The organism is Herbaspirillum sp. SJZ099, assembly GCF_007828355.1.
Lineage (GTDB): Bacteria > Pseudomonadota > Gammaproteobacteria > Burkholderiales > Burkholderiaceae_D > Herbaspirillum.
Genome location: NZ_VIUO01000003.1, coordinates 62992 through 77899 on the forward strand (window position 1 = coordinate 62992; position 14908 = coordinate 77899).

Consider the following 14908-nt stretch of genomic DNA (forward strand, 5'->3'; position numbering starts at 1 on the left):
CTCGGTTTTTATAAGTTCAGACATCCAGCACAAGCAATGCGCTCTTGGCGCGGGAACAACAAGGGGTGAACTGGTCGTTGGCGGCGCGCTCCTCGTCGGTGAGGTAGAGGTCGCGATGGTCGGGCTGGCCTTCCAGCACGCGCGTGAGGCACGTGCCGCATACGCCCTGTTCGCAGGACACCGGCAACTCGACGCCATGCTCGGCCAGCACTTGGATCACGGTGCGGCCGACGGGGATCGTGAATACCTGCCCGCTGCTGGCCAGCTTGACGTCGAACGCTGTATCGCCCGCGCCGTCGCCGGCCGCGGGCGCCGCGCCAAAATATTCGAGGTGTACGTTGGCGGCCGGCCAGCCAATGGCCTTGGCGGTGTCGACCACGTGCCCGATAAAGCCGGACGGCCCGCAGACATAGATATGCGTATCGGCATCGGGAACCGCGATCAGCGTCGCCAGATCGAGTTTCTGCGCCGGTTCTCCGTCATCGTGGTGATACACCACGCGGCCGGCGAAGGCCGATTGCGCGATGCGCTCGCGAAACGCGGTGCGCCCCGGCGAACGCGTGCAATAGTGCATCTCGAATTCGGCATTGGCGGCAGCCAGCCGCTCGGCCATGCACAGGATGGGCGTGACGCCGATGCCGCCGGCCAGCAGCAGCGTGCGCCGCGCCTGCGCCAGCGGAAAATGGTTGCGCGGTTCGCTGATGGAAATGACGTCGCCCAGCCGCACAGCCTCATGCACCGCCGCCGATCCGCCGCGCGAATTGGGATCGCGCAGCACGCCGATCTGGTAACGGTGGCTTTCGTGCGGGGGGTTGCACAAGGAATACTGGCGCACCAGCCCGCCGGGCAGGTGGACATCGATGTGGGAACCGGCCGTGAACGGCGGCAGCGGCTTGCCGTCGGCCGCCGCCAGCTCCAGGCTGACGATGCCTTCGGCCTCTTCCCGGCGCGCCGTGACCCTGACTTGCAGTTGGCTCATGCCCATTCCCTCAGGCAGCCGGAGCCGACGAGGCTTGCGCCTCCCGGGCCAGCCATTTGTCGAGAACGCGGCGCGACTGCACGCCGCCGGCATCGATGTTCAAGGCCAGCAGGCGACGCTCCGGATGCTTCAGCAGGTTGGCTTGCTGCATCTCCAGCATCTGGCGGTCTTCGCCGAAGATCTTGCCCTGGCCTTCGCGGATGGTGGCGGTCAGTTCCTTGTCTTGCGGACGGAAGTTGCGCGCCATGCCCCAGAAATACCAGTGCGAGGTTTCCGTCTCGGGCGTGATGAAATCGACCACGATGCTCGATGCCTTGTGCTGCGGATCGGCGTGATAGCCGCCCTTGCCGGCGTGCGCCACGCCGACCTCGATCATCACGTGGCTGGGCGGCGAGAAGCGGCAGATCTGCCAGCGGTCCACCGGCACGTCGTCGGCCAGGCCGTTGCCGCGCAAGGCCATGCGCCAGAACGGCGGCGCCATGATGTTTTCCATGAAGCGGCTGGTGACTACCTGCTCGCCCTCGGTCTTGGTGTTGACCGGCGCTTCGTCGATCTCCTTCTGGCCGATGCTGGACGCATGGACATAGGTCTCATGGGTCAGGTCCATCAGGTTGTCGATCATCAGGCGATAGTCGCAATTGATGTGGTAGAGGCCGCCGCCGTAGGCCCACTCCGGGCTCACGGCCCATTCGAAGTGGTGGATCTGCGCCGGATCGGCCAACTCCTTGTCGCCCGTCCAGACCCAGATGAAGCCGTAACGCTCCACCACCGGAAAACTGCGGATGCACGGAAAGCCGCGCACGCGCTGGCCGGGCATGCCGGCCGGCTTGCCGTCGCATCCCATCTCCAGGCCGTGGTATCCGCACACCAGCTGGCCGTCGCGCACGAAGCCCAGCGACAGGGGCGCGCCGCGGTGCGGGCAAAAGTCTTCCACCGCCGCCACTTTGCCTTCGGCGCCGCGGTAGAACACGATCTTCTCGCCGCAGATCTGGCGGCCCAGCGGCTTGCCTTCGATTTCATCGGGAGTACATGCGACGTACCAGGTATTTTTGGGGAACATGTCCTTCTCCTCCGTTAGGTGAATTCCTCAATCGGCGCGGCGGCGATGCCGTGTTCCGGCTCCCGTCCGATGCCTCTTGGCGCCTGGCGCTTGCCGATGCCGGCGCGCCATGCCTGTCTTTCTTGTTCCGCGGGCCATGATTGATCCGGCGCCTGTCGGGTCTCTGCTTTTTGATTTAATATTCAGTACACTGAATGTTTGAAAAAGTATCCGCCAATCCGCGCCGCAAGTAAACTCGGATGGCAAACTTTTTTGTTGCGCAGCGCACCAAAATTGCCGCAGGCACAAGACCGCGCGCTACACTGCGCCGCACCTGAGGCCGACGACTTAACCCGCTCACCAGCGACTTCCACCATGCCCAGAAACAACGCCAAGAAAAGCCCGCCGCAAGCCGAAAGCCAGCTGGTCGACCTGTACGAGCATCCCGGACACTTGCTGCGCCGGGCGCAGCAGATATCGGTCTCGATGTTCCATGACGAAATCGAAGGCGTGGTCACGCCGGTGCAATACGCCATCCTGCGCATGCTCTCCAACCATCCCGGCATCGACCAGGTGACGCTGTCGGGACTGGTGGCGATCGATACCTCGACCGGCGCCACCGTATGCGCGCGGCTGGAAGAAAAAGGCTTGCTGGTGCGCGAAGTGATCCCGCACAACCGGCGCCAGCGCGCGCTGCGCATCACCGTCGCCGGCGAACAATTGCTGGAACAGCTGATACCCGGGCTGCAGCGGCTGCGCAAGCGCATCCTCGAACCGCTCGACGAAGGCGAGAAGGAACAATTCATGTACCTGCTCGACAAGCTGGTGCACCTCAACAACCCGCAAAGCCGCGCGCCGCTGGCCAGGCTCAATGACGGCCAGCACGAAGAAGAATAAGCCGGGCTCAGGCCGAGAACATCTCGGCGATCACGGCGCGCAGCCAGGCATTGCCGCCGTCTTTGTGATACTTGCGGTGCCAATGCTGCCGGAGATCGAAGGAGGGAATCTCGAACGGCGGCTCCACCAGCTTGATGTTGGAGAATTGCGCGAAGGATTCGCCCACCGCGCGCGGCACGGTCGCGATCAGGTCGGATGAGGCGATCAGGAACGGTATCGACATGAAGTGCGGCGTCGACAGTACGATGCGGCGCTGTATCTTCTGGCGTATCAGGAACTGTTCGAACAACTCCTGGCTGCGCCCTTCGGCCTTGATCACCGCATGCCCCATCCGCAGGAACTGATCGATGGTGATCTTGCGCGAACGATGCGGATGGTCGGCGCTGAGCAGGCAGATGAAGTCGTGCGAGAACAAGCGTTGCTGGAAGAAATTGCGGTTCTTCAGGTCGGGGAAATACCCCACCGCCAGATCCACCTCGCCATTTTCCAGCGCCGCCGACAATTCCAGCGGCGACATCGACAGCGACAGGATGGACGCCAACGGCGCATCGCGCCGCAAACGGTCCAGCAATTTCGGCAGGAAGGTCATCTCGCCGATGTCCGACAGCGCGATGGCAAAGCGCCGCGTGGTGCTGGCCGGATTGAAGGTCTCGCTGGCCAGGACGTCGGTATGGAGCCGCTGCATGATGTCGCGCGTGGGGCTGATCAGCGTGAGCGCGCGCGGCGTCGGCTCCATGCCGTGCGCGGTGCGCACGAACAACGGATCGCCCAGCGCCAGCCGCAGCTTGTTGAGCGCCACGCTCACCGCCGGCTGGCTCATGTCAAGCTTGCGCGCCGCGCCGCTGACGCTGCGTTCCTCGAAGATCGCCAGTGCCACCGGCAACAGGTTCAGGTCGAACGATGCCATGCCTCCTCCTTTTTCCGTACGTCTTCGCGGTGCATCCCAGCGATGCCGTCAAGGCCGCAGATTGCCATACCCGGGACAATGGGTAAATTCGAAATTCGAATAAATATTATGCTGAAAATTCTATTTTCAAATAATTTCGCTTCGGTATGATCGATCGCCATCGGGAAGCGCCACCAGAAAAATAATCACCCGCATCGGCACGGCATCCGCAGCCGGCCGCCATGACAATCAGAGAGGAGACACCATGCGACATACCAAGCTTGCAGGGCCAGGCATCGCCTTGCGTTTCACCACCATCTGCGCCGCCGCGCTGAGCGCACTGGCAACGCTGGCCTGGCAGCCCGGCGCCCAGGCCGCCAATGCCCCCGACACCATCCGCATCGGCGTGATCACTTCGCTGACCGGCCCGGCCGCGCAAAGCGGCGAACAGATGAAGGCCGGCGTGGAAACCTGGCTGCGCCTGCATGGCGCCACCGTCGCCGGCAAGAAGCTGGAAGTGCTCTACAAGGACGACACCGGCCCGCAAGCCGACGTCGCCAAGCGGCTGGCCACCGAATTGCTGGGCCGCGAGAATGCCGACATCGTGGCCGGTTTCGTGTTCACGCCCAACGCCATGGCCGCCGCCGCGGTGGCCGACAAGGCGAAGAAGCCGATGGTGGTGATGAACGCCGCCTCTTCCGCCGTCACCACCAAGTCGCCGTACATCACGCGCACCTCGTACACCATCGCGCAGTCGGTCAAGCCGCTGGCCGAGTGGGCCTACAAGACCGGCTCGCGCCGGGTCTTCTCCATCGTTTCCGACTACGCGCCGGGCCTGGATGCCGACGCCTGGTTCGGCAAGACCTTCACCGCCCTGGGCGGCGCCGTGATTTCGTCGGTGCGGGTGCCGCTGAACACGGTCGACTACAGCGCCTACCTCCAGCGCATCAAGGATGAGAAACCCGACGCCATCCATGTGTTCCTGCCCAACGGCCAGCCCATGGTGTCCTTCATCAAGGCCTACAAGGAAAAGGGCCTGGACAAGGCCGGCATCCGCTTCCTTGGCGGCGAAGGCTGGGCCGACGAGGATGTGCTGGGCATGGGCGGCGATGCCATGCTGGGCATCTACACCGCGGGCTTCTATGCCTATTCGCGCCCCGGCGCCGACAACGCCAGGTTCCTCGACGCGTTCGCGCAAACGGTGGGCGGGCGCTTCAAGCCGAACTTCCTGTCGGTCTCGTCCTATGATGCCATGGGCCTGATCGCGGGCGCGCTGGCCAAGACCGGCGGCAAGGCCGATGGCGCCGCCTTCATGGAAGCGGTCAAGGGCTACAGCGCCGCCAGTCCGCGCGGCACCGTCGCCATCGACGCCGCCACGCGCGACATCGTGCAGACCATCTACATCCGCCGCATCGACAAGAAGGACGGCCAATACGTCGCCACCGAGATCGACCGCTACGACGCGGTCAAGGATCCGGCCAAGTAAGCCCGCCAGGAATCAACCAAGCAAGGAGTCCATCATGTTTCCGCTCAATCAATGGTATGTCGCCGGCTTCATCTGGGAATTGCAGGACAAGCCATTGGCCCGCACATTGCTCAACCATCCCGTGGTCATGTTCCGCGGCCCCGACGGCGGCGTGGCCGCGCTCGAAGACCGTTGCTGCCACCGCAGCGTGCCGCTGTCCTGCGGCATGCTCGAAGGCGGCGGCATCCGCTGCGGCTACCACGGCCTGCTGTACGCGCCCAGCGGCCAGTGCATCGAAATCCCGGGCCAACTGAAGATCCCGGGCAAGGCCTGCGTCAAGCCCTACCAGGTCGCGGTACGCAACCAGATCATCTGGATCTGGCTGGGCCAGGACGCCGCTGGCGAACCGCCCGAAATCGCGGCCCACGACAACCCGCACTATCGCTACAAGGGCGGTGCCTTCCACTACCAGGCGCCCTATCAGTTGATCCACGACAACCTGCTCGACCTGAGCCACGTCGGCTACGTGCATACCAGGACCATCGGCGGCAATGCCAAGACGCACATGGAAGCTCCCACCCAGGTCAGCAGCGACGGCCATCACGTGCGCGTGGTGCGCCGGATGCCGGCATCGCAGCCGCCGGCCACCTACAGCGCGGCCTGGCCGTTCAAGGGGCTGATCGACCGCTGGCAGGAAATCGACTTTCACGTCAGCCACCTCAACATCTTCACCGGCGCGGTCGATGCCGGGACGGAATCGCTCGACGATCCGCAACGCGGCGGTTTCCATATGCGCGGCTTCCACGGCATCACGCCGGAGACCGAAACCACCACGCATTACTTCTGGACCATGGCCTGCTCCACCCATCCGGATGCGCCGGACAACCTGGAAACGGTCTACCAGCAAACCGCCGCCACTTTCGAGGAAGACCGCGTGATCATCGAGTCGCAATACCGCAACATGCGCCAGTTCCCCGGCGCGGGCATGATCGATATCCACGTCGACGCCGGCGCCAACCGCGCGCGCCGCATCATCGACGCGCTCAACGCACAGGCGCAGCAAGCCGCCTGAGCTGCCGGCCGGGGCAGCATGCTGCGGCCGCCCTCCCGCTCTCTTCCCATTCACCGCGCCGGCCGCCTCCAGGCGACCTGCGGCCACGCACATCCATGAACGTCATCATCACCTCCATTACCGACGACGGCGCGGGCATCCGCATCTTCGAACTGGCCGGCGCCGGCGGCGCACCGCTGCCGCCTTACGCGCCCGGCGCCCATATCGACGTCACGCTGGGCAATGGCCTGGTGCGCCAATACTCCCTGTGCTGCCGGCAACCCTCGCCCGCCGCCTATCGCATCGTCGTCAAGCGCGAACCGGCTTCGCGCGGCGGCTCGGCCTGGCTGCATGAAACGGCGGCAACCGGCGACATCTTGCAAATCGGCGCGCCGCGCAATGCCTTCGGGCTCGCCACCGGCGCCGGCCCGCACCTGCTGCTGGCCGGCGGCATCGGCATCACGCCGCTGCTGTCCATGGCGCATGCGCTGGCGCGCCGGGGCGAGGATTTCCGCCTGGCTTGCTTCGCCCGCGATGCAGCGTCATTGGCTTTTCGCCACGAATTGCAGGATCCGATATTGAGAGCGCACGTCAGCCTGCATGCAGGACTGGATGCCCCGCAGACCGCCGCCGCCATCGCCGCCCTGCTGTCCGGTTTCGCCAACGCCCAGGTCTATACCTGCGGCCCGGCGCCCTTCATGGCCAGCGTCGCCCAACAGGCGACGGCCCGTTTCGGCGCCGCTCGCTTCCACCAGGAGTCGTTCAACGCGCCGCAGCCGTCGGCCGGCGACGCGCCATTCCTACTGCGGCTCAAAGACGGGCGCGAAATCGCGGTAGCTGCGAATCGCTCGGCCCTGTCCTGTTTGCAGGAAGCCGGCGTGGAGGTGCCCTGCTCCTGCGAGGTCGGCGTATGCGGCACCTGCCAGACCGCCTTGCTGGCGGGACAGGCCGATCACCGGGACAGCTTCTTGAGCGAAGAAGAAAAGGCGTCGGGAAAATGGTTCATGCCCTGCATGTCTCGGGCCAAGTCTGCGGTGCTGGAAATCGATCTGTAGCGCCAGCGATGACAAAGAAAAACGGAGGCCACTGCCTCCGTTTTTCCTTACTGCATGACAGTACGCCTCAAGCCACCGCCACCAACCGGTCGAGCTTCTCGCCGTCGGCCATCAGGCTCTCGCTGTCGGACTCGTGCACGATGCGCCCGCGATCCAGCACGATGGCGCGCTGGGTCAGGGACAGCGCCATGCGCGCATGCTGCTCCACCACGATCACCGACATGCCGTCCTCGCTGACCAGGCGGCGGATCACCTGCAGCAGTTCCTGCACGATGATCGGCGCCAGGCCTTCCATCGGCTCGTCCAGCAGCAGGATGCGCGGGCTCACCATCAGCGCGCGGGCGATCGCCAGCATTTGCTGTTCACCGCCGGAAAGCTGGTTGCCCATGTTGTTGCGGCGTTCCTGCAGGCGCGGGAAGATATCGTAGATCTTCTTCAGGTCCCACTGGCCGCCGCGTGCGACCACGCTCAGGTGTTCCTCCACGCTCAGCGAGGGGAACATGAAGCGCTCCTGCGGCACCCAGCCCAGGCCGGCATGGGCGCGCTTGTGCGTGGGCATGCGCACGATGTCGCCGCCGCGCCAGCGGATGCTGCCGCGATGCAGGCGGGTCAGGCCCATCAGCGTGACCAGCAGGCTGGTCTTGCCGACGCCGTTGCGCCCCAGCAGCGCCAGGCTTTCCCCTTCCCGCATGGAGAAGGACACGTCTTCCAGCACGATCGACTCGCCGTAACCGGCGGTCACCTTGTCGAGCGCCAGCAGCTCACTCATGTTCGGCCTCCCCCAGATAGACTTCCCTGACCCGCTTGTCGGCGGCGATTTCGGCCGGCGTGCCTTCCACCAGCACCTTGCCGCCCACCAGCACGGTGATGCGTTCGGCGAAGCGGAACACCAGCCCCATGTCGTGTTCGATGAAGACCACGGTCACATCGCGCGGCAATTGCGCGATCACCTCGAACAGCTCCTTGCTCTCGGCCGAGGGAATGCCCGCGGCCGGCTCGTCCAGCAGCAGCACCTTGGGCTTGGTGGCCAGCGCCAGCGCGATCTCGACCAGGCGCTGCTTGCCGTAGGCCAGGCTGCGGGTGATGCTGTTGGCTTCGTCCTCCAGCTTGAGAGACGCCAGCAGCGCCATCGCCTCGTCGATCACGTCGCTTTGCTGCGCCACGGTCTGGTGCCACTTGTATTGCATGCCGCGCCGTTCCTGGATCGCCAGCGCCACCGACTCCAGCACGGTGAGGCCGGCGAACAGGGTGTTGATCTGGAAGGTGCGCGTCATGCCGCGCTTGACGCGCTCGTGCTGCGGCAAGGCAGTGATGTCGTCGCCGCCGAACCAGACCTTGCCGCTGCTGGGCGCGAAGCCGCCGGTGAGCAGGTTGATGAAAGTGGTCTTGCCGGCGCCGTTGGGGCCGATCAGCGCATGGCGCGCGCCCGGCGCGAAACTCAGCGACACCTCGCTGTTGGCCACGAAGGCGCCCCAGCGCTTGGTCAGGCCTTCGGTGCGCAGCGTGGTATCCGCGCCTTGCATTGCGCCGCTCATGGCCGGCCTCCCTTGAAGAATTTGTCGCGCAACACCGCCATTGCGCCCAGCAGGCCGCCGCGGGCGAACAGCACGATGACGATCAGCAGCAGGCCGATCCAGAATTGCCAGTAGGCCGGGTTCAGGCCGGACAGGTAATCCTGCGCCAGCATGTAGACCACGGCGCCGACCAGACCGCCGTACAGGCGGCCGGTGCCGCCCAGCACCAGGATGATGAGCAGCTCCGCCGAGCGCGGGAAGCCCAGCACGTCGAGGCCGACAAATTGCGTGGTCTGCGCCAGCAGCGCGCCGGCGATGCCGGCGACCGCAGCGGCGACGGTAAAGATGACCACCAGCCGGCGGTTGACGTCGGCGCCGATGGCGGGCATGCGGCGGCCGCCTTCGCGGATGCCTTTGAGGCCCAGGCCGAACGGCGAATCGACCATGCGGCGCAACAGCACGAACAGGATGAACAGCACCGCAAAACTGTAGACGTAAGCCACCTTGCCGTTGAGGTCGAATTCGAACACGCCGAAGATCTTGTCCATCGCCATGCCCGACAGGCCATCCACGCCGCCGGTGATGAAGGCGGCCTTGTTGGCCGCCTCGAACAGCATCAGGCCGATGCCCAGCGTCACCATCAGGCGCGCCAGGTCGCCGCCGCGCACCACCAGGAAGCTGACCAGGAATCCGGCCACGCCGGCCGTCGCCGCGCCCAGCAGCAGGCCGGTGAGCGGCTCGCCCCAGCCATGCGCGGCCAGCAGGCCGGCGGTGTAGGCGCCCACGCCGAAGAAGGCGGCATGGCCGAGCGAGACAATGCCGGCATAGCCCAGGATCAGGTCCAGCGACAGCGCGAACAGGCCGATGATCATGATCTGGCTGATCAGGATCAGGTAGTCGGGGAACAGGAAGTAGGCGGCCACCGGCAACAGCCAGAAGATGATTTCCAGCGGGGTCCAGCGGCCATTGGGCAGGCGTAGCGAAGACTTCATGGTCGTATCCTGGTGAGTTGCCGCGGGGCTGGCCGCGCCTTCTGGACGCGGTCGGGTGGAAGTGACGGTATTCATCCGCGCCTCCTGATCAGGCCGGCCGGGAACAGGATCAGCAGCACTACCATCAGGCCGTAGATGACGAAGGCGCCGATCTGCGGCACGTAGTATTTGCCGGCCACGTCGAACACGCCCAGGATGATTGCCGCCAGCAGCGGCCCCTTGATGGTGCCGGCGCCGCCCACCGCCACCACCAGCAGGAAGTACACCATGTACTTGACCGGGAAGGACGGGTCCAGCCCCAGCACGTCGATGCCCAGGCCGCCGCCCAGCCCGGCCAGGCCGGAGCCCAGCGCGAAGGTCAGGCTGAATACCCGGCTGACGTTGATGCCCAGGCCGGCCGCGGCCACCTGGTTGTCGACCGAGGCGCGGATCTGCGCGCCGAAGCGGGTGCGTTCGATCAGCAAGCCCAGCGCCGCCGTCACTAGCACCACGATGCAGATCAGGAACACGCGGTAAGCGCCGACGTCCAGCCCGAGCAGGGAGATCTGTCCGCGCAGCCAGTCCGGCAATACCACCGGCTGCTGGGTCGGTCCCCATATCCAGGTGGCGCCGGCCACCGCCATGAAGGTCAGGCCGATGGAAAACAGCACCTGGTCCAGGTGGCTGGACTTGTACAGCCGGCGGTACAGCGAACGCTCCAGCACCAGGCCGACCGCGGCGGCGGCCAGGAATGCCAGCGGCAACGACGCCAGGAACGGCACGCCCATGCGGTTGAGCAACGTCACGCAGACATAGCCGCCCAGCATGGCGAAGGCGCCGTGCGCCAGGTTGATGAAGTTCATCATGCCCATCGTCACCGACAGGCCGACGCTGATCAAAAACAGCAAGCTGCCGTAGGCGATGCCGTCGAACAATACGCCGAAGAGGTTGCCGATCATGGCCGCCCCCTATCCCGGCGCGGCCGTCGTATGCCCGTTACGGGCGTGAAATGACAATGCTTGTGCATGATGCGGCTGCTCTCCTCTTCTGCTCTTGCTCCGCTCTTTTTTACCGGCGGCTTGTGATTGAATGCTTGTTGTATTCTTCGTATTCTTGTGCTTCCTGCCGCAGTCGCCGCCCACGCGCGGCGCCTGCGTCTTGCCTCAGACCCGCTCGATCACCATGGCGATGCCCTGCCCTACGCCGATGCACATGGTGCACAGCGCATAACGGCCGCCGGTGCGCTGCAGCTGGTAGGTTGCGGTCGTCACCAGGCGCGCGCCGCTCATGCCCAGCGGATGGCCCAGCGCGATGGCGCCGCCGTTGGGATTGACGCGCGCGTCGTCGTCGGCCACGCCCAGCTCGCGCAACACCGCCAGGCCTTGCGAGGCGAAAGCTTCGTTCAATTCGATCACGTCCATCTGGTCGATGCCGAGTCCCAGCTGCGCCAGCAGTTTCTTGCTGGCCGGCGCCGGGCCGATGCCCATGATGCGCGGCGCCACGCCGGCGGCGGCCATGCCGAGGATACGCGCCTTCGGTTTCAGGCCGTATTTTTCCACCGCCTCGGCGCTGGCCAGCAGCAAGGCGCAGGCGCCATCGTTCACGCCCGAGGCATTGCCGGCCGTGACCGTGCCGTCGGGACGCACTACGCCCTTGAGCCTGGCCAATGCCTCCATGCTGGTGGCGCGCGGATGCTCGTCCTGCGAGACGGTCACCGGATCGCCCTTCTTCTGCGCAATCACCACCGGCACGATCTCCTGCGCCAGGATACCGTTACTCTGGGCCGCGGCCGCCTTGGCCTGGCTGTTCACGGCGAACTTGTCCTGGTCTGCGCGGTTGACCTTGTAGTCGTCGGCCACGTTCTCCGCCGTCTCCGGCATGGCGTCGACGCCGTACTGTTCTTTCATCAGGCGGTTGACGAAGCGCCAGCCGATGGTGGTGTCGTAGATGGTCGCGCTGCGGGAGAAGGCGCTCTCGGCCTTGCCCATCACGAACGGCGCGCGGGTCATCGACTCCACGCCGCCGGCGATCATCAGTTGCGCCTCCCCCGCCTTGATGGCGCGCGCGGCGGTGCCGACCGCGTCCATGCCCGAACCGCACAGGCGGTTGATGGTGGAGCCGGAAACCTCCTTGGGCAAACCGGCCAGCAGCAGCGACATGCGCGCCACGTTGCGGTTGTCTTCGCCGGCCTGGTTGGCGCAGCCGTAGATCACGTCGTCCACCGCGCGCCAGTCGACCTGCGGGTTGCGCTCCATCAGGGCGCGCAGCGGCACGGCACCGAGGTCGTCGGCGCGCACATCCTTCAAGGCGCCGCCGAAACGGCCGATCGGGGTGCGGATGGCATCGCAGATAAATACGTCTTTCATGGTTTCCTCATGGTTCCGGTGCAATTCCGATGCAACTCAGGCCGCCGGCAGCAGCGGCGCACCGGTCAGTTGTTGCAATTCGGCGAAGGACAGGCCCTCGACGATCTCGCGCACCTGCAATCCCCGCGGCGTGACGTCGATCACGGCCAGGTCGGTATAGATGCGGTTGACGCAGCCGATGCCAGTCAGCGGATAGGCGCATTTTTCGACGATCTTGCTTTCGCCGCCCTTGGTCTGGTGCTCCATCATCACGAACACCTGCTTGGCGCCGATGGCCAGGTCCATCGCTCCGCCCACGGCGGGAATGGCGTCCGGCGCGCCGGTGTGCCAGTTGGCCAGGTCGCCGCCGGCCGACACCTGGAACGCGCCCAGCACGCAAATGTCGAGGTGGCCGCCGCGCATCATCGCAAACGAGTCGCCGTGATGGAAGTAGGCGCCGCCGGTGAGCAGCGTGACCGGCTGCTTGCCGGCATTGATCAGGTCTTCATCCTCCTGGCCCGGCGCCGGCGCCGGGCCCATGCCGAGCAGGCCGTTTTCGCTGTGCAGGAAGATTTCCTTGTCGGCCGGCAGGTAATTGGCGACCTTGGTCGGCAGGCCGATGCCGAGGTTCACATAGGCGCCCTCTGGAATGTCCTGCGCCACGCGCGCGGCGATCTGGTCACGGGAAAAACGGTTCATTGCTGCACCTCCTTGGTTTGCACGATCCGCTGCACGAAGATGCCCGGCGTGACGATGACTTCCGGATCGATCTGCCCCAGTTCCACCACTTCGCTGACCTGGGCGATGGTGCACTTGGCGGCCATGGCCATGACAGGACCGAAGTTGCGCGCGGTCTTGCGGTACACCAGGTTGCCCCAGCGGTCGCCGCGCAGCGCCTTGATCAGGGCGAAATCGGCGTGGATCGGCGACTCCAGCACGTAATGGCGGCCGTCGATGAGTCGCGTTTCCTTGCCTTCGGCCAGCATGGTGCCATAGCCGGTCGGGCTGAAGAAGCCGCCGATGCCGGCGCCGGCGGCGCGGATGCGCTCGGCCAGGTTGCCCTGGGGCGTGAGCTCCAGCTCGATCTCGCCGGCGCGGTAGAGCGCGTCGAATACATGGGAGTCGGCTTGGCGCGGGAAGGAACAGATGATCTTCTTCACCCGCCTGGACTTGAGCAACGCGGCCAGGCCGGTATCGCCATTGCCGGCATTGTTGTTGACGATGGTGAGGTCGCGCGCCCCCTGGGCGATCAGCGCGTCGATCAGTGCGGCCGGCATGCCGGCATTGCCGAATCCCCCGATCATGATGGTGGCGCCGTCGTGGATATCGGCCACCGCCTGCTCCAAAGACTCAAAAGTTTTATCGATCACGTTGCACTCTCTTTTGTTGTCGCCGCTCGGGCGGCTTATGCATGAATCCGATGCCCCAGCCGCCTGCATGGCGCGCTCGGGTATTGCCTCCGATGATTTTTCTTATCGTTCCAAGGCTTTTTTCTCGCCCAATAATGTTCGATAAACGAACTAATGTTTGTTTTTCGCACAAAAAGAGTTTAGCGATCCGGCCCGATCGCCGTCAAGAAAAACCATCCGGATGTGTTCGTTTGCCGCACATGCGTTTAGAATCAATACGCAGCCGATACCGAACCGCCAACATCCGACCGTTACCGCAGACCGATCGAATATGCCTACCACCCCAGCTCCGAAAGCGCGCAAGTCCACTCCCGGAAACGCCGGCAAGACCAAGGCCAAGCAACAGGAAGCCGAACAGGAACGCGAGCTGACCATCGCCGAGGAAATCGACGCCCTCACCGACCCCAGTTTCATGACTTCGCTGGCGCGCGGACTGGCGGTGATCCGCGCCTTCAGCGATTCGCGCCGCAGCCTGACCATCGCCCAGATCAGCCAGAAGACCGGCATCCCGCGCGCGGCCGTGCGGCGCTGCCTGCATACGCTCAAGCAGCTGGGGTACGCCGATTCCGAGGTCAACAACTTTTCGCTGCGCCCGAAGATCCTGACGCTGGGTTACTCCTACCTGTCCTCCACGCCGTTGACGATTTCCGCCCAGCCCTACCTGAACAACATCAGCCGCACGCTGGGCGAATCCTGCTCGCTGGCCGTGCTGGACGACAACGAAGTGCTGTACGTGGCGCGCTCGGCCGCTTCGCGCGTGATGTCGGTGGCGCTCAACACCGGCAGCCGCCTGCCGGCCTACTGCACCTCGCTGGGCCGCGTGATGCTGTCCCATCTTCCGGATGACCAGCTGAAAGCCTATTTCGAGAAAGTGAAGCTGCGCGCCCTGACCGACAAGACCGTGGTCTCGCAAAAGCGCCTGCGCGAGATCCTGGCCCGCGTGCGCGAAGCCGGCTACGCCGTCATCGATGAGGAACTGGAAGTGGGCCTGCGCTCCATCGCGGTGCCGGTACGCGGCGCTTCCGGCAACGTGCTGGCCGCGCTCAACGTCGGCGCGCAAGCCGCGCGCGTGTCGCAGCGCCAGATGGAAGAAGAGATCCTGCCGGTGCTGCTGCGCGGCGCGCAAGAGCTGTCGGTGCTGCTGCCCTGAACGCCATCGGCTTCTTTTCCGCCCGGACGGCGACGCGCCGCTGGATGCTTCCCGAAAAAACGGCCCGGACATCCTGCTGGATGGCCGGGCCGAAGGCGAAGACGGAAACCGCCTTCGCCATTTTCCTCAAGACTTTCCCACTGCCGC

15 protein-coding genes are annotated in these 14908 nt (G+C 65.2%); 5 read left to right on the forward strand and 10 right to left on the reverse strand.

Annotation, left to right across the window (positions count from 1 at the left end):
* Positions 1-16: 16 nt before the first annotated feature.
* Entirely contained in the window at positions 17-979 is a 963-nt protein-coding gene (locus tag FB597_RS08115) for a PDR/VanB family oxidoreductase (protein ID WP_144769115.1), read from the reverse strand.
* Positions 980-989: 10 nt separating this feature from the next.
* Positions 990-2039 (reverse strand): aromatic ring-hydroxylating dioxygenase subunit alpha, encoded by a 1050-nt coding sequence (locus FB597_RS08120; protein ID WP_141914333.1) that lies wholly within the window; start codon positions 2037-2039, stop codon positions 990-992.
* A 354-nt stretch (positions 2040-2393) separates the two neighbouring features.
* On the opposite strand from FB597_RS08120, the gene FB597_RS08125 reads away from it, so the two are divergent.
* Positions 2394-2915 carry a MarR family winged helix-turn-helix transcriptional regulator gene (locus FB597_RS08125; protein ID WP_144769117.1) on the forward strand — a complete coding sequence of 174 codons (522 nt, stop codon included), beginning with the start codon at positions 2394-2396 and terminating at the stop codon, positions 2913-2915.
* Positions 2916-2922: 7 nt separating this feature from the next.
* Here the strand turns inward: FB597_RS08125 and FB597_RS08130 are convergent, their stop codons facing one another.
* Positions 2923-3822, reverse strand: coding sequence for a LysR family transcriptional regulator (locus FB597_RS08130; RefSeq protein ID WP_141914335.1), 900 nt, complete (start codon positions 3820-3822; stop codon positions 2923-2925).
* Between the two features lie 244 nt (positions 3823-4066).
* Here FB597_RS08130 and FB597_RS08135 point away from each other — a divergent pair, with 244 nt between their 5' ends.
* From FB597_RS08135 to FB597_RS08145, 3 genes are all read left to right on the forward strand, one after another.
* On the forward strand, positions 4067-5287 hold the full coding sequence (locus tag FB597_RS08135; RefSeq protein ID WP_144769120.1) for an ABC transporter substrate-binding protein: 1221 nt from the start codon (positions 4067-4069) through the stop codon (positions 5285-5287).
* 34 nt (positions 5288-5321) lie between these two features.
* Complete coding sequence (locus FB597_RS08140) at positions 5322-6338, forward strand: aromatic ring-hydroxylating dioxygenase subunit alpha (RefSeq protein ID WP_144769122.1); 1017 nt, start codon at positions 5322-5324, stop codon at positions 6336-6338.
* Positions 6339-6433: 95 nt separating this feature from the next.
* Complete coding sequence (locus tag FB597_RS08145) at positions 6434-7372, forward strand: PDR/VanB family oxidoreductase (protein ID WP_144769124.1); 939 nt, start codon at positions 6434-6436, stop codon at positions 7370-7372.
* Between the two features lie 67 nt (positions 7373-7439).
* Here FB597_RS08145 and FB597_RS08150 read toward each other — a convergent pair whose 3' ends face one another.
* From FB597_RS08150 to FB597_RS08180, 7 genes are all read right to left on the reverse strand, one after another.
* Complete coding sequence (locus FB597_RS08150) at positions 7440-8141, reverse strand: ABC transporter ATP-binding protein (RefSeq protein ID WP_141914339.1); 702 nt, start codon at positions 8139-8141, stop codon at positions 7440-7442.
* Entirely contained in the window at positions 8134-8907 is a 774-nt protein-coding gene (locus tag FB597_RS08155; protein ID WP_141914340.1) for an ABC transporter ATP-binding protein, read from the reverse strand. Before FB597_RS08155 ends, FB597_RS08150 begins: the two co-directional genes overlap by 8 nt.
* Complete coding sequence (locus FB597_RS08160) at positions 8904-9953, reverse strand: branched-chain amino acid ABC transporter permease (RefSeq protein WP_141914341.1); 1050 nt, start codon at positions 9951-9953, stop codon at positions 8904-8906. The genes FB597_RS08155 and FB597_RS08160 overlap by 4 nt, the downstream gene beginning before the upstream one ends.
* Complete coding sequence (locus FB597_RS08165; protein WP_141914342.1) at positions 9950-10816, reverse strand: branched-chain amino acid ABC transporter permease; 867 nt, start codon at positions 10814-10816, stop codon at positions 9950-9952. The genes FB597_RS08160 and FB597_RS08165 overlap by 4 nt, the downstream gene beginning before the upstream one ends.
* A gap of 204 nt (positions 10817-11020) precedes the next feature.
* Complete coding sequence (gene pcaF / locus FB597_RS08170) at positions 11021-12223, reverse strand: 3-oxoadipyl-CoA thiolase (RefSeq protein WP_144769126.1); 1203 nt, start codon at positions 12221-12223, stop codon at positions 11021-11023.
* 36 nt (positions 12224-12259) lie between these two features.
* Positions 12260-12901, reverse strand: coding sequence for a CoA transferase subunit B (locus FB597_RS08175; RefSeq protein WP_144769128.1), 642 nt, complete (start codon positions 12899-12901; stop codon positions 12260-12262).
* A complete protein-coding gene (locus FB597_RS08180) occupies positions 12898-13572 on the reverse strand; it encodes a 3-oxoacid CoA-transferase subunit A (protein WP_141914345.1) in 675 nt (224 codons plus the stop codon). Before FB597_RS08180 ends, FB597_RS08175 begins: the two co-directional genes overlap by 4 nt.
* A 310-nt stretch (positions 13573-13882) precedes the next feature.
* Between FB597_RS08180 and FB597_RS08185 the strand changes: the two genes are divergently transcribed.
* Entirely contained in the window at positions 13883-14761 is an 879-nt protein-coding gene (locus FB597_RS08185; protein WP_141914346.1) for an IclR family transcriptional regulator C-terminal domain-containing protein, read from the forward strand.
* Positions 14762-14908 lie beyond the last annotated feature (147 nt).